General features: G+C 41.5%; 24 protein-coding genes. 23 read left to right on the top strand and 1 reads right to left on the bottom strand.

What is annotated here, in order from left to right; genetic code table 11:
• The first annotated feature begins 90 nt into the window (after positions 1–90).
• The 8 genes from grpE (at position 91) to deoC (ending at position 9,780) form a co-directional block, all read left to right on the top strand.
• Positions 91–657, top strand: a complete 567-nt coding sequence (gene grpE, locus FZC88_RS17055; RefSeq protein ID WP_148969736.1) for a nucleotide exchange factor GrpE — start codon at positions 91–93, stop codon at positions 655–657.
• A 39-nt stretch (positions 658–696) separates the two neighbouring features.
• Positions 697–2,526, top strand: a complete 1,830-nt coding sequence (gene dnaK, locus FZC88_RS17050; protein WP_148969735.1) for a molecular chaperone DnaK — start codon at positions 697–699, stop codon at positions 2,524–2,526.
• Between the two features lie 193 nt (positions 2,527–2,719).
• Positions 2,720–3,847: a molecular chaperone DnaJ gene (dnaJ, locus tag FZC88_RS17045; protein ID WP_113970634.1), complete on the top strand. Its 1,128-nt coding sequence runs from the start codon at positions 2,720–2,722 to the stop codon at positions 3,845–3,847.
• A 24-nt stretch (positions 3,848–3,871) separates the two neighbouring features.
• Entirely contained in the window at positions 3,872–4,813 is a 942-nt protein-coding gene (gene prmA / locus FZC88_RS17040; RefSeq protein WP_148995760.1) for a 50S ribosomal protein L11 methyltransferase, read from the top strand.
• 31 nt (positions 4,814–4,844) lie between these two features.
• A complete protein-coding gene (locus FZC88_RS17035) occupies positions 4,845–5,591 on the top strand; it encodes a 16S rRNA (uracil(1498)-N(3))-methyltransferase (protein ID WP_148995759.1) in 747 nt (248 codons plus the stop codon).
• A 5-nt stretch (positions 5,592–5,596) separates the two neighbouring features.
• Positions 5,597–6,931 carry a tRNA (N(6)-L-threonylcarbamoyladenosine(37)-C(2))-methylthiotransferase MtaB gene (gene mtaB / locus FZC88_RS17030; RefSeq protein WP_148969731.1) on the top strand — a complete coding sequence of 445 codons (1,335 nt, stop codon included), beginning with the start codon at positions 5,597–5,599 and terminating at the stop codon, positions 6,929–6,931.
• Between the two features lie 348 nt (positions 6,932–7,279).
• Positions 7,280–8,944 (top strand): glycoside hydrolase family 13 protein, encoded by a 1,665-nt coding sequence (locus tag FZC88_RS17025; protein ID WP_148995758.1) that lies wholly within the window; start codon positions 7,280–7,282, stop codon positions 8,942–8,944.
• Positions 8,945–9,108: 164 nt separating this feature from the next.
• Positions 9,109–9,780 (top strand): deoxyribose-phosphate aldolase, encoded by a 672-nt coding sequence (gene deoC, locus FZC88_RS17020; RefSeq protein WP_148995757.1) that lies wholly within the window; start codon positions 9,109–9,111, stop codon positions 9,778–9,780.
• A gap of 36 nt (positions 9,781–9,816) precedes the next feature.
• Here the strand turns inward: deoC and FZC88_RS17015 are convergent, their stop codons facing one another.
• Complete coding sequence (locus tag FZC88_RS17015; RefSeq protein ID WP_148995756.1) at positions 9,817–10,749, bottom strand: Na/Pi symporter; 933 nt, start codon at positions 10,747–10,749, stop codon at positions 9,817–9,819.
• 335 nt (positions 10,750–11,084) lie between these two features.
• Between FZC88_RS17015 and rpsU the strand changes: the two genes are divergently transcribed.
• From rpsU to recO, 15 genes are all read left to right on the top strand, one after another.
• On the top strand, positions 11,085–11,258 hold the full coding sequence (gene rpsU / locus FZC88_RS17010; protein ID WP_032087602.1) for a 30S ribosomal protein S21: 174 nt from the start codon (positions 11,085–11,087) through the stop codon (positions 11,256–11,258).
• A 14-nt stretch (positions 11,259–11,272) separates the two neighbouring features.
• The gene (locus tag FZC88_RS17005; RefSeq protein ID WP_148995755.1) at positions 11,273–11,719 is read left to right on the top strand and encodes a GatB/YqeY domain-containing protein; all 447 of its coding nucleotides are present in this window, start codon (positions 11,273–11,275) and stop codon (positions 11,717–11,719) included.
• Between the two features lie 336 nt (positions 11,720–12,055).
• Positions 12,056–13,366: an NfeD family protein gene (locus FZC88_RS17000; protein ID WP_148995754.1), complete on the top strand. Its 1,311-nt coding sequence runs from the start codon at positions 12,056–12,058 to the stop codon at positions 13,364–13,366.
• A gap of 26 nt (positions 13,367–13,392) precedes the next feature.
• Complete coding sequence (gene floA, locus FZC88_RS16995; RefSeq protein ID WP_148995875.1) at positions 13,393–14,394, top strand: flotillin-like protein FloA; 1,002 nt, start codon at positions 13,393–13,395, stop codon at positions 14,392–14,394.
• 29 nt (positions 14,395–14,423) lie between these two features.
• Positions 14,424–14,888: a hypothetical protein gene (locus FZC88_RS16990; protein WP_148995753.1), complete on the top strand. Its 465-nt coding sequence runs from the start codon at positions 14,424–14,426 to the stop codon at positions 14,886–14,888.
• Positions 14,889–14,945: 57 nt separating this feature from the next.
• A complete protein-coding gene (gene yqfC, locus FZC88_RS16985) occupies positions 14,946–15,230 on the top strand; it encodes a sporulation protein YqfC (protein WP_148969724.1) in 285 nt (94 codons plus the stop codon).
• Positions 15,231–15,241: 11 nt separating this feature from the next.
• On the top strand, positions 15,242–16,429 hold the full coding sequence (gene yqfD / locus FZC88_RS16980) for a sporulation protein YqfD (RefSeq protein WP_148995752.1): 1,188 nt from the start codon (positions 15,242–15,244) through the stop codon (positions 16,427–16,429).
• 3 nt (positions 16,430–16,432) lie between these two features.
• Positions 16,433–17,392, top strand: coding sequence for a PhoH family protein (locus FZC88_RS16975; RefSeq protein WP_148969722.1), 960 nt, complete (start codon positions 16,433–16,435; stop codon positions 17,390–17,392).
• Positions 17,393–17,604: 212 nt separating this feature from the next.
• Positions 17,605–19,770, top strand: coding sequence for an HD family phosphohydrolase (locus FZC88_RS16970; RefSeq protein ID WP_148995751.1), 2,166 nt, complete (start codon positions 17,605–17,607; stop codon positions 19,768–19,770).
• Positions 19,767–20,240, top strand: a complete 474-nt coding sequence (gene ybeY / locus FZC88_RS16965) for an rRNA maturation RNase YbeY (protein ID WP_148995750.1) — start codon at positions 19,767–19,769, stop codon at positions 20,238–20,240. Before FZC88_RS16970 ends, ybeY begins: the two co-directional genes overlap by 4 nt.
• The gene (locus FZC88_RS16960; protein WP_148995749.1) at positions 20,215–20,613 is read left to right on the top strand and encodes a diacylglycerol kinase; all 399 of its coding nucleotides are present in this window, start codon (positions 20,215–20,217) and stop codon (positions 20,611–20,613) included. Before ybeY ends, FZC88_RS16960 begins: the two co-directional genes overlap by 26 nt.
• Positions 20,614–20,863: 250 nt before the next feature.
• The gene (locus FZC88_RS16955) at positions 20,864–21,262 is read left to right on the top strand and encodes a cytidine deaminase (RefSeq protein ID WP_034757514.1); all 399 of its coding nucleotides are present in this window, start codon (positions 20,864–20,866) and stop codon (positions 21,260–21,262) included.
• Positions 21,255–22,175 (top strand): GTPase Era, encoded by a 921-nt coding sequence (gene era / locus FZC88_RS16950; RefSeq protein WP_148969717.1) that lies wholly within the window; start codon positions 21,255–21,257, stop codon positions 22,173–22,175. Before FZC88_RS16955 ends, era begins: the two co-directional genes overlap by 8 nt.
• 111 nt (positions 22,176–22,286) lie before the next feature.
• Complete coding sequence (locus FZC88_RS16945; RefSeq protein ID WP_098353091.1) at positions 22,287–22,430, top strand: YqzL family protein; 144 nt, start codon at positions 22,287–22,289, stop codon at positions 22,428–22,430.
• 45 nt (positions 22,431–22,475) lie between these two features.
• Complete coding sequence (gene recO / locus FZC88_RS16940) at positions 22,476–23,228, top strand: DNA repair protein RecO (RefSeq protein WP_148969716.1); 753 nt, start codon at positions 22,476–22,478, stop codon at positions 23,226–23,228.
• Positions 23,229–23,407: the final 179 nt, after the last annotated feature.

Raw genomic sequence — 23,407 nt, 5'->3', positions numbered from 1 at the left:
TATTGTATAAAGGAAAATAGGGCCAGGAAGCAGGTCTAATGGCCTTCTGGCGCCTTGTAATGGTCGCAGATTTTTAAGGAGGTGAATGTTATGTCTGAAGAAACAAAACAAGAACAGCATGATGCGAAAGAAGAAAACAGCGATGCGGTAGAAGAAGTATTCGCTGAAGAACCTCAAGCAGAGGAAGTAGCAGAAGGACAACAAGAATCAGATGAGCTTTCACAATTGGAAGATAAGCTGAATGAGTCTGAGAATCGTTATCTCCGTTTAAGAGCTGATTTCGATAACTTCCGCCGCCGCGTCAATGTAGAAAACGAAGCGAAGGAGAAATATCGTGCTCAAGGACTGATCACTGAACTATTGCCGGCACTTGATAATTTCGAGCGTGCTTTAAATATAGATGCTGATAATGATCAAACAAAAACACTTCTTCAAGGAATGGAAATGGTTCATAGAAGTATTGTTGAAGCCCTTAAGAAAGAGGGAGTAGAGCCAATTGAAGCGGTAGGTCAAGAGTTCGATCCACATTTGCATCAAGCAGTTATGCAAACAGAAGATGAAAATTTCGATAGCAATGTAGTTGTTGAAGAATTTCAAAAGGGATACAAACTGAAAGACAGAGTAATTCGTCCTTCCATGGTGAAGGTCAATCAATAATAAAGACATTACATATACAAAATAGGGAGGTTTCTTACTATGAGTAAAATTATCGGTATTGACTTAGGTACAACAAACTCATGTGTATCAGTACTTGAAGGCGGAGAGCCAAAGGTTATTGCAAATGCAGAAGGAAACCGCACAACACCATCAGTTGTTGCGTTCAAAAATGGAGAAAAGCAGGTTGGGGAAGTAGCGAAGCGTCAAGCGATCACAAACCCGAACACGATCATCTCAGTGAAACGTCATATGGGAACAGATCACAAAGTAGAAGCAGAAGGAAAAGAATACACTCCACAAGAGATTTCAGCTATGATTCTTCAACACTTAAAATCATATGCAGAAGACTATCTTGGTGAAAAAGTTGAAAAAGCAGTCATCACGGTACCTGCTTACTTCAATGATGCAGAACGTCAAGCAACGAAGGATGCCGGTAAAATCGCAGGTCTTGAAGTTGAGCGTATCATCAACGAACCAACGGCTGCTGCACTAGCATACGGCTTAGACAAGATGGATCAAGATCAAACGATCCTTGTTTATGACCTTGGTGGCGGTACATTTGACGTATCCATCCTTGAACTTGGTGACGGTGTATTCGAAGTACGTTCTACTGCCGGCGACAACCGTCTAGGTGGAGACGACTTTGACCAAGTGATCATCGATTATCTTGTAGCTGAATTCAAAAAAGAGAACGGCATCGACCTCTCTAAAGATAAAATGGCTCTTCAACGTCTTAAAGACGCTGCTGAGAAAGCGAAAAAAGATCTTTCAGGAGTGACTTCAACTCAGATCTCACTTCCATTCATCACGGCTGGAGAAGCAGGTCCACTTCACTTGGAAGTGACTCTTTCAAGAGCGAAATTCGATGAAATCTCTTCAGGTCTTGTAGAACGTACAATGGGACCAACTCGTCAAGCAATGAAAGATGCTGGTCTTTCTGCAAGTGAAATCGATAAAATCATTCTTGTTGGTGGATCAACTCGTATCCCGGCTGTACAAGAAGCGATCAGAAAAGAAACTGGTAAAGAGCCATCTAAAGGTGTTAACCCTGACGAAGTTGTAGCGATGGGTGCTGCGATTCAAGGTGGAGTTCTTACTGGGGACGTTAAAGATGTTGTCTTACTTGACGTTACACCACTTTCACTTGGTATCGAAACAATGGGTGGGGTATCAACAAAGCTGATCGAGCGTAACACGACGATTCCGACATCTAAATCTCAAACATTCTCAACTGCCGCTGATAACCAGACTGCTGTAGATATCCATGTATTACAAGGTGAGCGCCCAATGGCTGCTGATAACAAAACGCTTGGACGCTTCCAATTATCTGACATTCCGCCAGCGCCACGCGGAGTACCACAAATCGAAGTGAAATTCGATATTGATAAGAACGGTATCGTGAATGTAAGTGCGAAGGACCTTGGAACAGGTAAAGAGCAAAACATCACAATTAAGTCTTCTACTGGTCTTTCAGATGATGAAGTAGAACGTATGGTGAAGGAAGCAGAAGAAAATGCCGAAGCGGATAAACAACGTAAAGAGGAAGTCGAACTTCGCAACGAAGCCGACCAACTTGTTTTCCAAACGGAAAAAACGTTAAAAGACCTTGAAGGCAAAGTTGAAGAAGACGAAGTGAAAAAAGCGGAAGATGCGAAAGCTGAATTAAAAGAAGCAATCGAGAAAGATGATTTAGATCTTATCCGTGAAAAGAAAGATGCATTACAGGAAATCGTTCAAAGCTTAACAATGAAGCTTTATGAGCAGGCTCAAGCGGAAGCTCAAGCAGCTCAAGGAGCAGAAGGCGAAGCTTCGAAAGACGACGATGTAGTCGATGCTGAATACGAAGAAGTAAATGATGATAAGAAATAATTTAGTATGAACGAAAAAGTCAAAGTCAGGGCGGTTCTTGGCTTTGACTTTTTCTATGATTGAAAGAAACAGAAGGTGATTCATTCATCTGACTGACACAATCAATTAAAAGGAATGTTGAGTTTTTATTGATAATAGTCAAAGCTCAATGTTAAAATAACCTTTATGCAAAGGATTCGGGAGTGGTGTTTTAATGAGTAAACGGGACTATTATGAGGTTCTTGGTGTCGGAAAAGATGCCTCAAAAGACGAAATGAAGAAAGCATACCGCAAGCTCTCCAAAAAATATCATCCGGATATTAATAAAGAAGCGGATGCGGATGAAAAATTCAAAGAAATATCGGAAGCTTATGAAGTATTGAGTGATGATCAAAAGCGTGCTCAATATGATCGTTTCGGACATACTGACCCTAACCAGGGATTTGGCGGCGGTGCTGACTTTGGCGGTGGAGGTTTCGGTGGTTTCGAAGACATCTTCAATACATTCTTCGGTGGCGGCGGAGGCCGCAGAAGAGATCCGAATGCACCTAGGCAAGGTGCCGATCTTCAGTACACGATGTCACTGACATTTGAAGAAGCGGTCTTTGGGAAAGACACAGAAATCGAGATTCCGAGAGAAGAAGAATGTGACACCTGCCATGGCTCAGGTGCAAAGCCGGGAACAAAGGTCAATACATGTTCTCACTGTAATGGATCGGGTCAATTGAATGTAGAACAGAATACACCGTTCGGCCGCATTGTGAACAGACGCGTTTGTCACTACTGTAACGGTACAGGTAAACAAATCAAGGAAAAATGTTCAACTTGTGGCGGGGCCGGAAAAGTACAGAAGCGCCGTAAAATTTCTGTTAAAATCCCGGCTGGTATCGATGATGGACAGCAGCTGCGTGTGACTGGTCAAGGTGAACCGGGTATAAATGGCGGACCTGCCGGTGACTTGTATGTTGTATTCCACGTTCGCTCACATGATTTCTTTGAGCGTAACGGAGATGATATCTATTGTGAAATGCCAGTGACGTTTGCACAAGCGGCATTAGGTGATGAGATTGAAGTGCCGACCCTGCACGGAAAAGTAAAGCTGAAAGTGCCTGCAGGAACTCAAACAAGCACGAGATTCCGTTTGAAAGGTAAAGGAGTACCGAATGTCCGTGGATACGGTACAGGTGATCAGCATGTTCAGGTGAAGGTGGTTACCCCTTCTAAGTTAACGGATAAGCAAAAGCAACTATTAAGAGAATTTGCTGATATTAGCGGACAGGTTCCAGACGAACAGCATGAAAGCTTTTTTGATAAAGTAAAAAAAGCCTTTAAAGGCGAATAACTAAAGAACGGAGTTGGTAGATCAATGAAATGGTCAGAAATCAGTATTCTTACTACGAATGAAGCGATTGAACCTATTTCAAACATTCTTCATGAATCTGGAGCAAGCGGTGTGGTCATTGAAGACCCGGCCGAATTAATTAAGGAAAGAGAAGATATGTTTGGAGAGATCTACCAACTCAATCCTGATGATTATCCTAGTGAAGGTGTCTTAGTCAAAGCGTACTTGCCCGTAAATAGCTTTCTTGGTGAAACCGTTGACGAGATCAAGCAGGGCATTTCGAACCTGGTAACCTATGATATCGACATTGGTGTAAACAAAGTGGAGATTTCAGAAGTGAACGAGGAAGAATGGGCAACGGCGTGGAAGAAATACTACCATCCTGTGAAGATCTCCGATAAATTTACGATCGTACCAACTTGGGAAGACTACACACCGGTTCATAGTGACGAACTCATCATTGAACTGGACCCAGGCATGGCGTTCGGGACAGGGACGCATCCTACAACAGTCATGTGTATACAGGCCCTAGAGCGAATCGTTAAAAAACACGATACGGTCATCGATGTAGGAACAGGTTCAGGTGTATTATCCATTGCTGCTGCACAGTTAGCTGCAGACAATGTAAGAGCGTATGACCTAGATGAAGTGGCTGTTCGTTCAGCGAGACTGAATGTGAAGCTGAACAAAGTCCAGCAAACTGTAACGGTTGACGCGAATAATTTATTGAATGATGTTTCAGGGCAAGCGGATGTGATTGTAGCGAATATCTTGGCTGAGATCATTTTACGCTTTACACTTGATGCCTTCGAACTTGTGAAACCTGGCGGATTTTTTATCACCTCTGGGATTATCCAGCCTAAGAAGCAAGAAGTACGTGATGCATTGGAGTCTGCCGGATTTATTATAGAAGAAATTATGGTCATGGAAGACTGGGTCGCTATTATTGCCAAGAAGCCTATGTGAATTTAAGTAAAAACGGTGGAGTTGAAACTGTATGCAACGATATTTTATAAATGACATATATCGAGAAAATGATCCGATTACGATAACAGGGGATGACTATCATCATATCGTTCGTGTCATGAGAATGAAGGAAGATGATGAAGTCTATGCTGTATTTAAGGATCAAGCATCAGGAATTGCCCGTATTGAAACGATTTCCAGTGACTCAATAGAACTATCAATAGTAAAATGGGAAACAACGACGAAAGAATTGCCAATTAAAGTAACCATTGCGAGCGGACTGCCGAAAGGGGATAAATTGGAGTTGATTTTCCAAAAGGGAACAGAGCTTGGAGCCACTCAATTTATCCCTTTTAATGCGGATCGCTCCATTGTGAAGTGGGACGATAAAAAAGCCAAGAAAAAGGTGGAACGATGGGAGAAAATCGTTAAGGAAGCAGCGGAGCAGTCTCATAGACTCCTTGTTCCCGACGTATCTGCCCCCATTTCATTGAAACAATTAATACAGGCACAGTTTGATTACAAACTGATCGCATATGAAGAAGAAGCACGAGCCGGAGAAAAAGGAAATCTATCAAAGGTGTTATCGACGATTGAAAATGGACAAAGTGTCCTTGTCGTATTCGGCCCTGAAGGTGGATTGACAGAAAAAGAAGTAGAGATGTGTAAGAGCGAGGGCTTTATTCCATGTGGACTGGGCCCAAGAATCTTACGGACGGAGACTGCTCCATTGTATGTCCTCTCAGCCATCAGCTATCAATTAGAACTTATGAGGTGATTGTAATGCCATCAGTAGCGTTTCACACTCTAGGGTGTAAAGTGAACCACTACGAAACAGAAGCCATCTGGCAACTATTTAAAGAAGAAGGATATGAACGTGTAGAATATGATTCGATTGCAGATGTGTATGTCATTAACACGTGCACGGTAACGAATACGGGAGATAAGAAAAGCAGACAGGTCATTCGTCGTGCCATCCGTAAGAATCCTGACGGAGTGATTTGTGTAACAGGATGCTACGCTCAAACATCCCCTGCTGAAATTATGGCGATACCGGGCGTTGACGTTGTGGTTGGGACGCAGGATCGAAGAAAAATGCTAACATACATTGAAGAATATAAACAAGAACGCCAACCAATCAATGGCGTTACAAACATTATGAAGAATCGTGTCTACGAAGAGCTGGATGTTCCGGCATTTACGGATCGTACACGTGCCTCTCTTAAAATCCAGGAAGGGTGCAATAACTTCTGTACATTCTGCATTATTCCATGGGCCCGTGGACTGATGAGATCCCGTGATCCTGAAGAAGTCATTCATCAAGCTCAGCAGCTAGTGGATGCCGGCTATAAAGAGATTGTCCTGACAGGAATTCACACAGGTGGATACGGAGAGGACATGAAAGACTACAACCTTGCCATGCTTCTTAAAGACCTGGAGCAAAAAGTGAAGGGTCTGAAGAGAATTCGTATCTCTTCCATCGAAGCCAGTCAACTTACGGATGAAGTCATTGAAGTGATTGATCAATCAAATATTGTTGTCAGACACTTACACATTCCACTTCAATCAGGGTCCAATACGGTTCTTAAGAGAATGCGCAGAAAATATACGATGGAATTCTTTGCAGAGCGCTTGGAAAAGCTTAAAAAGGCTTTACCGGGACTTGCCGTTACATCTGATGTCATTGTCGGTTTCCCTGGTGAAACGGAAGAAGAATTTATGGAAACATTTAATTTCATCAATGAACATAAATTCTCGGAGCTTCACGTGTTCCCTTATTCAAAGCGAACAGGTACTCCTGCAGCACGTATGGACGACCAAATCGATGAAGATATCAAGAATGAACGAGTTCATCGTTTAATTGAACTTTCTAATCAATTAGCGAAAGAATACTCTTCTCAGTTTGAAAATGAAGTATTAGAAGTTATCCCTGAAGAAATTTACCAAGATGATCTTTATGTTGGATATACGGATAATTACTTGAAAGTGGTATTCCCTGCAACAGAAGATATGGTAGGAAAGCTTGTGAAAGTTAAGATCACAAAAGCAGGTTATCCTCTAAATGAAGGCCAATTCGTACGTGTCCTTGAAGAAACAGAAGAAAAAGCCGCAATTTAAATTTAATAGATCAAGGCACCTGACAATGGTTAGGTGCTTTTTTTATTCCGCGGAAAGCGGAGCGGTTCCCCTCACCATCCTACACACGCTGATTGACAGAGCCCAGGGTTACCTTATATTGAATACAACAATCTGTGTAAAGAGCTTTTTGTTTTTGCACAATAATTCTTTGTAACCACTTTCTTTTTTTTCTTAGAAACAATTTATCTATTGATATGTGAAGAAGAAGGTTGTAAACTATTAATGTCAACATAATAAATGAAACAGGTCTTTTTTTTAAACTAATAGTGCAAACGATTGCATTAATGTAAGCGTTTGTATCTTACTATACTTTAATGAGGTGTTACGATGAAAAAGGCATGGCGTAAAGAAGCGGTAGGCTATCAAATCTATCCAAGGAGTTTTCAGGATTCAAACGGCGACGGAATTGGTGATTTGCAGGGCGTGATTCAACGGTTGGATTATATTAAAGAATTAGGTATCGATGTGATTTGGATTTGTCCAATGTATAAATCACCTAATGATGATAATGGATATGATATTTCTGATTATCAGGATATTATGGAAGACTTCGGTACGATGGAGGACTTCGATCAATTACTTAATGAGGTTCATAAGAGAGATATGAAACTGATCATTGACCTAGTACTTAATCATACAAGTGATGAGCACCCTTGGTTCATTGAATCTAAGAGCTCTAAAGAAAATCCAAAGCGTGACTGGTATATCTGGAGAGATGGCGTAAAAGGCAAGGAGCCAAATAACTGGGAAAGCATCTTTGGAGGATCGGCATGGGAGTATGACGATGAAACAGATCAATATTTCCTTCACGTATTCTCTACGAAGCAGCCGGATTTGAACTGGGAAAATGAAGAAGTCCGCGACGCTCTTTATGACACAGTCAACTGGTGGCTAGATAAAGGGATTGATGGCTTCAGAATCGATGCCATCAGCCATATTAAGAAACGTCCGGGTCTACCTGATATGCCAAATCCGAAAAAGGAAAAGTATGTTTCTTCTTTCGATATGCATATGAATCAAAAAGGGATTCATACGTTTCTGCAAGAATTCAAGGATCGGACGTATGCAAACTATGATGTCATGTCCGTTGGGGAAGCGAATGGTGTAAAAGCCGATGAAGCGGAACTGTGGGTCGGAAAAGAAAATGGTAAGATGGATATGATTTTCCAATTCGAACATCTTGGTCTCTGGGACGCAGAAACCAACCCTGACCTTGATATTGTCGAATTGAAAAAGGTGCTCACTCGCTGGCAGAAAGGCCTTGAAGGCAATGGGTGGAATGCTCTATTCATCGAAAATCATGATAAAGCAAGAGTTGTTTCCACTTGGGGTAATGATAAAGAATATTGGAGAGAAAGTGCCACTGCCATGGCGACCATGTACTTCTTGATGCAGGGGACTCCTTTTATTTATCAAGGTCAGGAAATCGGTATGACAAATGTCCAATTCCCATCCATTGAAGATTATGATGATGTAGCGGTCAAGAATCTGTATCGTCTGAAGCGTGAAGAAGGGGTACCTCACCAAGACATCATGGACATCATCTGGGCTTCTTCCCGTGACAACAGCAGAACACCGATGCAATGGACTGACGAGGTAAACAGTGGATTCACAAACGGCAAGCCTTGGATGAAAGTGAACCCAAACTATAAAACAATTAATGTAAAAGCTCAGGAGAAGGATGAAAGCTCCATTCTGAACTTCTATAAAAAAATGATTCAACTAAAGAAAAAAGAAGATGTCTTCACGTACGGGATCTATGACCTGCTTCTTGAAAAAGACAAGCAAATCTATGCGTATACCCGCACAGGAGAAGATCAATCCATGATCGTGATCACAAACCTTTCCACTGATGATGCCGTTTGTGACCTTGGTGAATTGGAAGTCTCCTCTTCAAATCTTCTGTTGAATAACTATGATGTAAACAGCCATGAAATTGTAAGCAAGATAACGCTTAAGCCATACGAGGCGAGAGTGTACCGTTTAAAATGATAAATTCACAACCCTGGCAAAGATTGCCGGGGTTGTTTTCATTTTCTTATAAAAAATGAAAAGGTTTTCTTTTTTTGGAGATGCTAATAAGAAATGCTCGTCTTTTTCTCTTTGTTTTGTTATGATAAGAGAGGTACGGACAACTGTTAAAGGAGAGATAATGAATGACTACGAACATTGCTAGTATGATTGATCATACTTTACTTAAACCTGAATCAACGAAAGACCAAGTAGAAGTACTTTGCCAGGAAGCGAAAGAATTTAAGTTTGCTTCTGTATGCGTTAACCCGACATGGGTAAAATATTCAAGCGAACTATTAAGCGGCACTGAAGTGAAAGTGTGTACGGTTATCGGGTTCCCGCTGGGAGCTTCTACGCCTGAAACGAAAGCATTCGAAACAAAGGATGCAATCGAAAAAGGTGCTACAGAAGTTGATATGGTAATCAATATCGGCGCTTTAAAAAGTGGCGATCATGAGTTGGTTAAACGCGACATTGAAGCTGTTGTGGCAGCATCTAAAGGTAAGGCACTTTCAAAAGTGATCATTGAAACATGTCTGCTGACGGATGAAGAAAAAGTGAAAGCTTGCCAATTAGCTGTAGAAGCTGGAGCAGACTATGTGAAAACATCTACAGGATTCTCTACTGGAGGAGCGACAGTCGAAGATATCGCTCTTATGAGAAAAACAGTCGGACCAGATATCGGTGTGAAAGCTTCAGGAGGCGTTCGTTCTTCTGAAGATGCTCAAGCAATGATTGATGCTGGAGCTACTCGCCTGGGAGCAAGCTCAGGTGTAAAAATCGTACAAGGCTTGACAAGCGACTCTGATTATTAATGAGAAAAAAAGCTGAACGGGGATCTCAATCCTTGTTCAGCTTTTTTTTGGCTGGTGAATTCTTTCGATAAATCGGGCGAATTGATTCGCAAATGGCAACACAAGGATCGAGCATAAAATGTTAAATATGACACTGGCATGTGCCAATTGTAAATCGGGTGAGCCTGCTAAAGATCGAACAACCGATCCGAGTAGTGGAATGAAGGGGATGAAAAGAGCGACCCCAATAACGTTAAGCCAAATATGAGCGTACGCCGTCAGTTTAGCTTGAATTCCTCCACCGATGCTTGCAATAAAGGCTGTAATACACGTCCCGACGTTTGCGCCGAGCATGATGGCGATTCCTGCATGAAGGTCAATGGAACCTGCTGCCAGAAATCCCATCGTTACCCCTGTGACAACGGTGCTGGATTGGATGATCGCCGTTAATACACAACCAACAAGTAGGGCGAGTACAACATGCTCGTTCACTTCTATGATATACGTGCGCAAGGATTCGTGAGTCGTTAATGGAGTAGCTAACCACTGAATCGCGCGGATCGACGTAAAGATTAATCCAAACCCGATAAATATCATTCCAGCACTTCGGATGGAAGGTGAGCGGAAGAAATACAGAATGCATCCGATGACCATGGATGGGACAATAAGATAATTCATATCCAGTGTGAACATTTCAAGAGTGAACGTTGTCCCGATATTCGCTCCAAGCATGATTCCGATAGTCTGTCTGAACGGTATCAAGCCGGATGAGGCCAGTCCCACTGTGAGAACCATAACGGCAGAACTGCTATGGATAAAGGCTGTCACTATCGTTCCTGTAAGAACACCTTTAGCGGGAGTGCTTGTTAAATAATGAAGCCATTTCTTTATTTTCTGATTGGCAATATTAAAGAGCCCTGTCCTCAGCCAAGTCATCCCCAGCAAAAAACATAAAATGAAAAAAATAAAGGCGATTCCATGTAAAATCATTATATTCCTCCCACACACCAGCCTGCTTTATACAAATGTATGGAAGAAAAGAGTGAGACATGCCTATTTATGTGACCTGTTTTATGATAAATTGTTGACCTATTACATATCATATATTATAATGGCAAAGTACATGGATTTCTTTATGTTAATAAAGAATTCATCCAAGAAAGACATACACTTTCTGTCCCCTTGTGACAATGATCCAAGGGCAAAGCCATAACCTATTGGTGAAGTAAAGGACGCGGGAAAATTTTGCGTCTTAAGAAATTGGTACAAACCATTTCTTGACTTGAACATGTAAGTGTAGTGTGTTCGGAGGGAGGGAAAGAGAGATGTCAAAAACAGTTGTTCGTAAAAACGAATCGCTTGAAGATGCTCTTCGTCGCTTCAAACGCTCAGTTTCTAAAACAGGAACTTTACAAGAGTTTAGAAAGCGCGAATTTTATGAAAAGCCAAGCGTAAAACGCAAAAAGAAATCAGAAGCTGCAAGAAAGCGTAAGTTCTAAGAGAGGGTGTAAGCATGAGTCTTCTCAATCGTTTAAATGATGATATGAAACAAGCGATGAAAAATAAAGAAAAAGAGAAGCTTTCTGTGATTCGCATGCTAAAAGCCTCACTTCAAAATGAAGCGATTAAACATGGGAAACAGGAACTCTCTGAAGACGAAGAGTTGACTGTCCTTTCTCGAGAAGTGAAGCAACGGAAAGACTCCCTCCAAGAATTTCAAAACGCTGGTCGCGAAGACCTCGTTGAAAAAATTCAAACAGAACTGACTTACGTCGAAATATATATGCCTAAGCAGCTTTCAGAAGAAGAGGTCTCTGCTATTGTCCAACAGACAGTAGCGGAGGTAGGTGCTACTTCTAAAGCCGACATGGGCAAAGTGATGGGAGCAATCATGCCTAAATTAAAAGGGAAAGCCGATGGAGCTCTCGTCAACAAACTTGTTCTTCAACATTTATCATAAGATTAAAGAAACCGGAAAGCCATCATGCTTTCCGGTTTTTTTATGCACGTTATAAAAGTGGGGGTTACCATGAGAGGGAGGTTTGAAATTAAGTTGGGGAAAGGTAAAATTAAAGATTGAAGGTTGAAAATAAACTTGAGCAGGTTGATAATAAAGAGTAAAGAATCGTTATAAACAAGAACAGCCCATCAAAAACATCCTTCTCTTTCGAGTTTTTTTACTATATTAATAAATTCCACGCAAACATCATAATATTTTTAAAAAAGTTGAAACTATTTTAATAGGTCAATCGTACATAGAGTATCAAGGAATATTACCTGAAACGAGGGGGTTGCGTTGAAAAAAGGTCTACTTATATTTTTCATGATGATTCTTGGGTTCAGTTTTCTACAGCCCTTGTTAAGCTCTGCTGAGAATACAAAAAAAGTATACGTTATTCCTATTCACAAAGAAGTTGAAAAAGGCCTTCATGCATTTTTGGAGAGAGCGATAAGTGATGCAGAGGAAAACAATGCTGAACTGATTGTTTTTGATATTGATACGCCTGGAGGTCTGGTCACTGCAGCTGGTGATATTGGTCAGCTCCTTGACGGAGTAGAAACAAAGACGGTTGCCTTTGTGAATAATCATGCTTTATCGGCAGGTGCCTTCATCTCCCTTCATGCAGATGAGATCTATATGGTCCCAAATGGTCAAATCGGTTCTGCGGCTGTGATCGATCAAGCTGGAAATGCCGCTGATAAGAAAGCTCAGAGTTACTGGCTTTCTGCCATGAAGAGTGCCGCTGAATCAAATGGGAGAGATCCTCAAGTTGCTTTAGCCATGGCGGATGAATCGGTAGTAATCGAAGAATTGGGGATTGAAAAAGGGGAATTATTAACCCTGGGTTCAAAAGAAGCCAAACAAGTCGGCTACTCTGAAGGAACTGTTGCGAATCTGGATGAGTTATACGAAACCCTTGGTGTCGATGAATCTTCTGTTGTAAATGTTGAAGAGACATTTGCAGAGAAACTGGCACGATTTATAACAAATCCGGTCGTGGTACCAATCCTTCTTTCGTTGGCAAGCCTTGGGTTGATTGTCGAATTGTATTCACCAGGCTTTGGCATTGCCGGTTCTATCGGATTGATTTCACTTGTATTATTCTTTTATGGACACTTAGTGGCGGGACTTGCCGGTTACGAAACGATAATCCTCTTTATCGTTGGAATCGCGCTTGTCGTTGCGGAATTTTTCCTCCCTGGGGGAATCGCAGGGGGACTTGGCATCGGGGCAATACTCGCAAGTATTATGTTGGCAGGGGGCGATGTAGTGCAAATGGGAATTTCTCTTCTTATCGCTTTACTTATTGCCGTTGCTACAATGATTATATTTGTAAAGGTGTTTGGTAAAAAAATGAAATTTTTCAACAAAATCATTTTAAAAGATTCAACAAGCACAGAAAGTGGATATGTATCAAACATCAATCGATTAGAGTTGATCGGTAAAGAAGGAGTAACGAAAACTCCTCTAAGACCTTCCGGTACCGTGATCGTGGATGATGAAAGAATTGATGCAGTGACAGAGGGCGGCTTTATTAAAGCTGGCGAAAGAGTTAAGATTGTGAAAGTAGAAGGTTCACGGATTGTTGTAAGAGACATTTCATAATTACTTAGGAGGAAAAGAATATGGTTATAGGACCAAGTACGATTTTATTGCTCGTTGCCATTGTGGTGGGAGTGATTGTATTAGCAGTTTTATTTACATTTGTACCAGTCATGCTGTGGATTTCAGCGATTGCAGCTGGAGTAAGAATCAGTATTTTCACACTAGTGGGAATGAGGTTGAGACGTGTTATCCCGAGTCGTGTGATCAATCCATTGATTAAAGCCCATAAAGCAGGAATCACGGTAACGATCAATCAGCTGGAGAGTCACTATTTAGCTGGTGGTAACGTGGACAGAGTGGTGAATGCATTGATTGCAGCTCATCGTGCAAATATTGAATTGACCTTTGAGCGTGCTGCGGCGATTGACCTTGCAGGTCGTGACGTACTTGAAGCGGTTCAAATGAGTGTTAACCCTAAAGTGATCGAAACACCATTCATTGCCGGTGTGGCAATGGATGGAATTGAAGTGAAAGCGAAAGCGCGTATTACGGTCCGTGCGAATATCGACCGCCTTGTCGGGGGTGCCGGGGAAGAGACGATCGTTGCCCGTGTAGGGGAAGGGATTGTATCTACAATAGGTTCATCCGACAATCACAAGAAGGTATTGGAAAATCCGGATCTGATTTCTCAAACGGTCCTTTCAAAAGGCCTGGATGCAGGTACGGCATTTGAAATTCTCTCGATTGATATTGCGGACGTTGATATTGGCAAGAATATCGGAGCAGAACTGCAAACAGAACAAGCGGAAGCTGATAAGAACATTGCTCAAGCTAAAGCGGAAGAAAGAAGAGCAATGGCCGTTGCCAATGAGCAGGAAATGAAAGCAAGAGTAGAAGAGATGAGAGCGAAGGTTGTGGAAGCAGAAGCAGAAGTACCTCTTGCCATGGCTGAAGCACTTCGATCAGGCAATATCGGTGTGATGGACTATATGAACATAAAGAATATCGACGCCGATACGGAAATGAGAGACTCGATTGGCAAACTAACCGGGGATAAAAATGATCCGAAAAATTCTAAAGATAAGTAATATCCCCTTGTGAGAAAGGAGTTTTCTCCATGGAACCTTTAATCATTGCCATCCTGATCGGGCTTATCACGTCGATTTTCAATAAAGTGAAAGAGTCGCCTTCAAATAAACCGGTAAGGCAAAAACCGATTCAAACGGCATCTGCCCCTCCTTCCGAACCTCATGCAAGAGAGAGAGAAAGGGAGAGAGAGAGACCGGCACGGAGCAGAGTGCCGAAAGATTATAAAGAACCATTGAAAGACGCAGCCTCCTCCATTCAAACCAGATTTGAAGAAAAGAAGAAGGAAGCGGAATCAACTTATGCAGACTTGCAAAAGAAAGAGGAGCGATATTCCCGCAGACTTGGAGCTCATCAGACAAGGGCAAGGAAGATACGGGAAAAAAATTCAACTCTCAACATTGATTTCAACAAGGAAGATGATATCGTAAAAGGATTTATTTTTTCAGAGGTATTCGGACCTCCGAGATCAAAAAAGCGGCATCATCAAAAATAAGAGTGATGAAACCCCTTTTCATTTCATAAATATGAGATGAAAGGGGGTTCTTTTTTTATGGCAAAAAGCTTTTTACAACACATGCGTAAATGGATGACCCAGAAAATGGATTTACCTGAAGATGTCATGATGGACCTTCCTCGCGTCACAATGATCGGACAAATTCATATCTATATAGAGAACCATCGTGGTCTGTTAACGTTCACAGATCGAGAGGTACGACTTCTGCTAAAACAAGGTCAACTTTTAATAAAAGGTGAACAATTTGTCATCAAGATGATTCTTCCTGAAGAAATTCTTCTTCAGGGGAAGATCGTAGAAGTGATCTATTTAGAACAATAGGAGGGACGGATTTGAAGAATCAATGGTTCACCTTTCTAAGGGGAAAGGTATTTGTGAAAATGGAAGGCAGGCTAGTCGAGAGGGTCATCAATCAATTGCTTCGGGCGGGTATCACGATTTGGAATGTGAAGAGAGCTGGAACAGAAACCATCACCTTTTACTTATCCTTAGAGGATGTACATAACTTCAGAAGAGCTGTTCGAACATCCGAGTGTAAAGTGACATTTCTAAGAGGTCAGGGAGTTCCATTTTTGTTCAAGCGCTCCCTGAATAACTCAGGGTTCATGATTGGTGGACTTGCTTTCTTCATCATCGTGTTCCTGCTCTCCAATATGGTGTGGGGCATCCAAATTAAGGGGGCGTCACCGCAAACGGAGCACAGTATAAGAAAAGAGCTGGAAGAAATGGGAGTATCAAAAGGGAAACTGCAATTCTCACTCCCGGATGTAGAAAATATTCAAAGAGAGCTATCCTACAGGATGAACAATATTACATGGGTAGGGGTGGAATTGCAAGGGACAACCTTTCACTTCCAAGTGGTTGAGAAGAACGCCCCTGAGCCTTCTGAATCCTCCGGTCTGCAGCATATTGTAGCGAAGAAGAAAGCGATCATCACTCAGATGTTCGTAGAAGAAGGAGATCCCCAGGTGAACGTAAATGATTATGTGAATAAAGGTCAGCTCCTTGTATCCGGTTTGATCGGGAATGAAAAAGATCCTAAAGGGGTCCCGGCCAAGGCGAAAATCCTGGGGGAAACATGGTATAAATCTAACGTTGATCTACCGTTGAAATCCCAGTTTGTGGTTTTTAGCGGCGATGAAAAGAGAAAGCGATATGTAGGAGTCGGCTCTTTCAATATTCCGGTGTGGGGATTCGGGAAAGTTGAGTATAAAGAGTCCATCGTGGAAGAGAACAAAAAGAACCTTCGTTTCTTGAAATGGGAGCTGCCAATATATTATATTGATAAAAGCTTTAAAGAGAAAGAAGATGTTGAGAGAACTTATACGAAATCAGAAGCCATCGATGCGGCGAAGAAGCTGGCCAAAAGTAATTTGGAGTCCACCCTCCCGGAAGATGCAGAAGTCATAGGTGAAAAAATTTTGCAAGAAAAGGTTGAGAATGGTAAAGTTAGGGTAACAATTCACTTCAAAGTATTAGAAAATATTGCAGTAGGACAACCAATTATTCAAGGAGACTAACGAATGTCAGATGAAATCTTAATGAAATTACAACTTGAAAACCCTAATGAAGCCATCGCTTTGTTTGGTGTTTCAGATTCTCACCTTAAATTAATAGAACAGGAATTACACGTTTCAATCGTAACAAGAGGCGAAGAATTGCTGGTTTCAGGTAAGGAAGAAGATGTAAGTCTCGCTCTAGATGTTTCAGATCGACTCGTAGCTGTAATACGTAAAGGAATCAATATTGGCCAAAGAGATGTCCACTATGCACTGGAAATGGGCAAGCAAGGGACACTTGAATACTTTACAGACTTGTACAATGAAGAAATCACGAAAAATGCAAAAGGTAAATCCATCAGGGTGAAAACCCTTGGGCAGCGCCAATACATTCAGGCTATCAAAAAACACGATATGGTGTTTGGGATTGGTCCGGCAGGTACGGGGAAAACCTATCTTGCTGTAGTGATGGCGGTACATGCGTTGAAAAATGGGCAAGTAAAGAAAATAATTCTCACAAGGCCTGCTGTTGAAGCGGGAGAGAGTCTTGGCTTCCTTCCGGGGGACCTGAAGGAAAAAGTGGACCCTTATCTACGTCCCTTATATGACGCTCTGCATGATGTGTTTGGGGCTGAGCATACAGCCCGGTTGATAGAAAGAGGAACCATTGAAATCGCTCCTCTTGCTTATATGAGAGGCCGTACACTGGATGATGCGTTTGTCATCCTCGATGAGGCACAAAACACAACGAAAGCACAAATGAAAATGTTTTTAACCAGACTTGGCTTTGATTCGAAGATGATTATTACAGGAGATCGCTCTCAAGTGGACTTACCGAGAGGAAGCGAGTCAGGACTGATTTCTTCTGAAAAAATATTAAAAGATGTAAAAGGCGTATCTTTTATTTATCTTGATCAAGCGGATGTGGTTCGTCACCCATTAGTCGCTAAAATCATCAATGCCTATGAAACAATTGAAAAATAAAACGATAAAGAGATTGATCCAATGTGTTCATGTCCCTGTTAATAGAGGCGGCGCATGCAGGGATCAATCTTTTTTTATCGGGTTTAACATGGATAATTAAGAGAAAAACTGTTATCATTTTACATAATTGCTAGATCGTTTTTTATTATGCTTTCTGTGAGCTCTATACCTTGAACTGGTTAAAATTGTACTTACATAACAGGGGGTTCTTTATGCAAACGCACCCATTTTTACTCAAGATAAGGAGCTTTCTTAGCTACCGACTCTTTACTAATCTCTTATTTGTGTTACTTGGCATTATTGTTTTTGGGGTTTTATTTGGAAATGTAAAACCGAAAACCCTTGATATCAATTTGTATGAAGAAGCTCCTACTACGATAAGGGCTCCTAAGAAATTCGTTGATGATGAGGCTACCGAGAAGAAGAAGGAAGAAGCAAAGGCTGAAGTAGCGAATGTCTATACCACGAAAGAAGGAGCGGTAGACAACTCCATATCCCTTCTTCGCTCACTGATTGAAAGTGTAAATGAAGTGAAGAAAGAATCTTCAGCACAGGCAGGTGAAGAAGATGATCTAAAGCCTTCCCAAAATACCGATATTAATGATCAGTTGAAACTTCTGAAAGCAAAATTGCCTAAGGATAAAAATAATAATATAACCAACAGTTTAAGTGATGACGTGTTAAAGATACTCCTGGTGGCTTCAGAGGATGACTTGTCGCGGCTAGAAACCATCGTTTCCACACAGATGAAGATCATCATGGAAAACGGGGTGAAAGAGGAAGAATTAAACGAAGCAAAATTGAACTTAGAACAGCGGATCACCAACTATTCCTTCGAAGGTGATTTATCCACTGCCGCCGTCAAATTGGGGAAAGTCGCTTTGGAGCCGACACTTTACTATGATGCTGAAAAAACGGATGAGTTAAAGAAACTTGCCGAGGCAAATGTGCAAAAGGTTGAAATTATCGAAGGTGGAGTCATCGTGGAAGATGGGGAACTGATCACCTCTAAAAAATACAGTATCCTGAAGTCCTTAGGTATGGTGGAAAATACGTTCTCCTTCCGCCCGTACATCGGATTGGCACTCTTTGTGCTTGTGGTGATCAGTTCATTGTATTATTTCTTCTACACATTGGAAGTAACCGAAGAAAGGAAACAAAATTATTTAATCCTCACGAGCATTGTATTTGTGATATCACTCTTGATCATGAAGATCGTGGGACTCATAGAGCAACTGGAAATCAATGATATAGCCTTCATATTCCCTGCAGCGTTCACCGGGATGATACTTAGAATCCTCCTGAATGAACGGATCGCTATGATGATGGTGTTTATCCTTTCTGCGTGCTCGAGTATCGTATTTCATCAACAGTTCTCAGGATCAATCGATATTGAAATTGCGATTTATACGTTATTCAGTGGCGTATCCGGGATTCTTTTCCTGGTGAGCCGTAATCAGCGCTCCAATATATTAAGGGCGGGGATTTACGTAGCTCTTGTGAATATTTTGATCCTTGGGTTCTTGATTCTATTAAGCGGAACCTCATATTCGAACAGTGAATATGTGTATTATCTCGTGTTTGCCCTGGTATCAGGAATCAGTTCCTCTATATTAACAATCGGCTTTCTGCCGTTTTTCGAGGCCGGGTTTGGCATACTTTCCTCCATGAGGCTGGTGGAGCTTTCAAGCCCTACACAACCATTATTGAAGAAGCTGCTGACCGATGCACCTGGTACATATCATCACAGTGTCATGGTAGCGAATCTTGCAGAATCTGCATGTGAATCCATTGGTGCAAACGGCCTATTAGCGAGAGTCGGCTGTTACTATCATGATGTCGGTAAATCAAAAAGGCCACATTTTTTTATTGAAAATCAGCTAAATATGGAAAATCCTCATGATCGGGTCTCGCCTGAGACGAGCAGGGATGTTATTATAAGTCATGCTTCAGATGGTGCCGACATGCTGCGGAAGCATAAGCTGCCAAAGGAAATCGTCGATATTGCCGAGCAGCATCATGGGACAACCTTGTTGAAATTTTTTTATTATAAGGCACAGGAACAAGGGAAAGATGTTAAGGAAGAAGATTATCGATATCCCGGTCCTAAACCACAAACAAGGGAAGCGGCCATTATCAGCATAGCGGATAGTGTGGAAGCGGCTGTCAGATCGAAGAAATCTCCCACGCAAGGAGAGATTCAACAGCTTGTTCATTCCATAGTACAAGACCGCCTGCAGGACGGTCAGTTTAACGAATGCGATATTTCATTAAAGCAATTAGAAACTGTCAAGAAGTCTCTTTGTGAGACACTGAATGGAATCTTTCATCCGAGAATAGAATATCCGGAACTTAAAGCAAAAGGAGAAAAAGCATGACATTATTGATCGACTTTATTGATGAAACTGAAAAATTATCCGAAGAGGAAACAAGTTTGGTGCAAAACATCTTGAACTTTGCTGCAAAAGAAGAAGAGGTCGAAGATGACAGCGAAGTGTCGGTTACGTTTGTGACGAACGAAAGAATACAGGAAATCAACCGGGAGTACCGCCATAAGGACCAGCCGACGGATGTCATTTCCTTTGCTCTTGAAGAACTGGGAGAGGACGAAGTCGAAATAGTAGGCGGTCAAATTCCCCGGGTTCTCGGTGATATCATCATATCCATCGAGCGAGCCAAAGAGCAGGCTGAAGAATACAATCATTCATTTTCCCGTGAACTTGGTTTTCTTGCCCTTCACGGATTCCTGCATTTATTAGGCTATGATCATATGGAAGAAATGGATGAAAAGAAAATGTTTCAAAGACAAAAGGATATTTTAAATGAGTATGGACTCACAAGGGACTAAGTTCGGCCTATTCAGGTTCTTGAAGTCTTTTGGATATGCGGCAGATGGGATTAAATCTGTATGGTCAACGGAGCAGAATTTCAGGATTCACTCATGTGTAGGGATCATTGTCTTTATCTTAGCATATCTCCTTTCCGTATCTGCCATGGAATGGATCATCCTGATTATATTGGTGTTTTCCGTACTGGCACTTGAAACCATGAATACGGCAATCGAAAAGGCAGTGGACCTTTCAGTTTCAGACTATCATCCCTTGGCGAAAGCGGCGAAAGATCTTGCTTCGGCTGCCGTCTTACTCTTTGCCGTGTGTACAGCGGTTGTTGGTGCTATTATATTCATCCCAAAGCTGCTTGAACTCGTCACTACACTTTAATGGGATGCAAAGAGGCACAAATAGTTGAAAAACAAAGGCTGCAGGAGAGAAATTGAACGATTTCTTTCCCGCAGCCTTTAATTCATTTGAAAACGTTCTTGTACTTGTATAGAATAAGTGGAGCAAAGGACAAAATTGATAAATAGTTTGAATTATCTAACTATTTTATTACAAAATGATAACAGCCCATTTTCTTTTATGAAAATTGTAGTAAAATGAATTTGTAAGGGTTAAAAGGAGAGTTAAACCAATGAATGCAGAACAATTGATACAAGAAGCTAAACTAGCAAGAGAAAAAGCATACGTACCCTATAGTAAATTTAAGGTGGGAGCGGCCCTTCTGTCTAAGGATGGTAAGGTATATCACGGTTGTAATATCGAGAATGCAGCCTACAGTATGTGTAATTGTGCTGAAAGAACAGCTCTATTCAAAGCATACTCAGAAGGCGATACAGACTATTCAATGATTGCGGTTGTAGCAGACACGGCAAGACCGGTGCCGCCATGTGGAGCCTGTCGTCAGGTCATTTCAGAGTTATGTCCGAAAGAGATGAAAGTCGTACTGACAAACCTTAAAGGCGATGTGGAAGAACTAACCGTTGCAGAACTATTACCAGGAGCTTTTTCACCGGAGGATTTAAATGAGTAATATAGGCAGTAATACAGAATACAAATCAGGCTTTATCTCCATTATCGGACGGCCAAACGTAGGGAAGTCCACTTTCTTGAACCGTGTAATCGGTCAAAAGATTGCGATTATGAGTGATAAGCCTCAAACAACACGAAACAAAGTTCAGGGAGTTTTCACGACAGATGATGCACAAATGATATTCATCGATACTCCAGGGATACACAAACCGAAACATAAACTGGGAGACTTCATGATGAAGATTGCTCAGAACACTTTAAAAGAAGTGGACGTCATTTTGTTTATGGTCAACGTAGAAGAAGGTTTGGGAAAAGGGGATCACTTCATCATCGAGAAGTTAAAAGGGGTTAAAACACCTGTTTTCCTTATTCTTAATAAGATTGATCAAATTCACCCGGATGCTTTATTGCCGATGATTCAACAATACAATGACCTGTTTCCTTTCGCAGCGACTGTTCCGATTTCAGCACTTGAAGGTAATAATGTAGATAACCTTCTACAATTATTAAAGGATCAACTGCCAGAAGGTCCTCAATTTTATCCTGCTGATCAGATTACAGACCATCCTGAACGTTTTATCGTTTCAGAACTCATACGTGAGAAGGTCCTGCATCTGACAAGGGAAGAGATTCCACACAGCATTGCAGTCGTGATCGATAAAATGGAGCGAAAGCAAGAGAAGGACCTTATTGACGTGATCGCAACCATTATTGTGGAGAGAGACTCGCAAAAAGGGATTGTCATCGGAAAACAGGGGTCGATGCTAAAGGAAGTAGGGAAGCGCTCCCGTGTCGACATTGAGAACCTGTTGGGGTCAAAGGTTTATCTTGAACTATGGGTGAAGGTACAGAAGGATTGGAGAAACCGATCTTCTACCCTGCGTGACTTTGGATTCAGCGACGACGAATATTGATAGCTGAATTAACAATATTTAGGCCGCATCTTTTAGAGAGAAAAAGCTCATTCTAATCACAAGAAAGCTTATGAAGTCTTGCTAGTTTAAATCCAGAAAGGTGGGTTTTTTATGTTAGACTTAACATGGAAATTTTTTTCGCAGACAGGAAGTATAGACACCTATTTACTTTTTAAGGAGCTTGAAAAGGAGACGATCGAGGATCCTTACAGCTTTGAAGAAGAAACAGCGGAAGTTGATTTTCCTTTAACGTGATAAACTTGTCATCACCCGGATGCATTGATGTCGGGAGGTGGCTATATGCTGCAGAAGTGTGAAGGAATCGTTATCAGAACGAATCATTACGGTGAGTCGAACAAGATTGTTACCATATACACACGAGAATTCGGAAAGATAGGATTGATGGCTAGAGGGGCAAAGAAACCTAATAGCCGTCTATCCGCCATTTCACAATTGTTTACATATGGTTATTTCCTTTTTATTAAAGGAAGTGGGCTGGGTACACTCCAACAGGGAGAGATGGTTGAATCGTTAAGGCATGTGAGGGAAGATCTGTTTAAAACGGCTTATGCCACTTACATCGTAGACCTTCTCGACAAAGCGACAGAAGACCGGAAACCGAACCCATTTCTATTTGAATTGCTTTATAAGACCATTCACTATTTGAATGAAGACTATGATCCCGAAATTCTTATGCACATATTTGAAATGAAGATGCTCCCTGTATTAGGGTTGTACCCTCATTTGAATGGATGTAGTGTATGCGGGGAGGCGGATGGTGAGTTCGCTTTCTCATTTAAAGAAAATGGATTCATCTGTCATCGTTGTTTAAGTGAAGATCCTCATCATTTTCCGATCTCGCAGAGCACTGTTAAGCTTCTGAGGGTATTTTACTATTTCGATATCAATCGATTGGGAAATATATCGGTGAAAGATGAAACAAAACGTCAATTAAAGCGGGTAATCAGGACTTATTACGATGAAAATTCAGGTCTAACATTAAAATCCAGAAGGTTCCTAGACCAAATGGATAACATGAAGGATTTATTCTAGCTTATAATGCTGCTTGTGATTATATAGAAAGGGCCCATTCACTATGGTGAATGGGCCTGTTTTTTATGTGTCTGCTAGCTCCGGGGCTTAGAAGCTCGAGGTCATAAGTCAAACATACCAAAAAGGCCAAGAACGCCTTTCCGGTATGTTCGTCTTATGCTTGTCGCCTCTAGGCAAAG

It is taken from the genome of Rossellomorea aquimaris (genome assembly GCF_008180865.1).
In the GTDB taxonomy this organism is placed as follows: Bacteria; Bacillota; Bacilli; order Bacillales; family Bacillaceae_B; genus Rossellomorea; species Rossellomorea yichunensis.
This window is presented reverse-complemented; position numbering and strand designations above follow the sequence as displayed.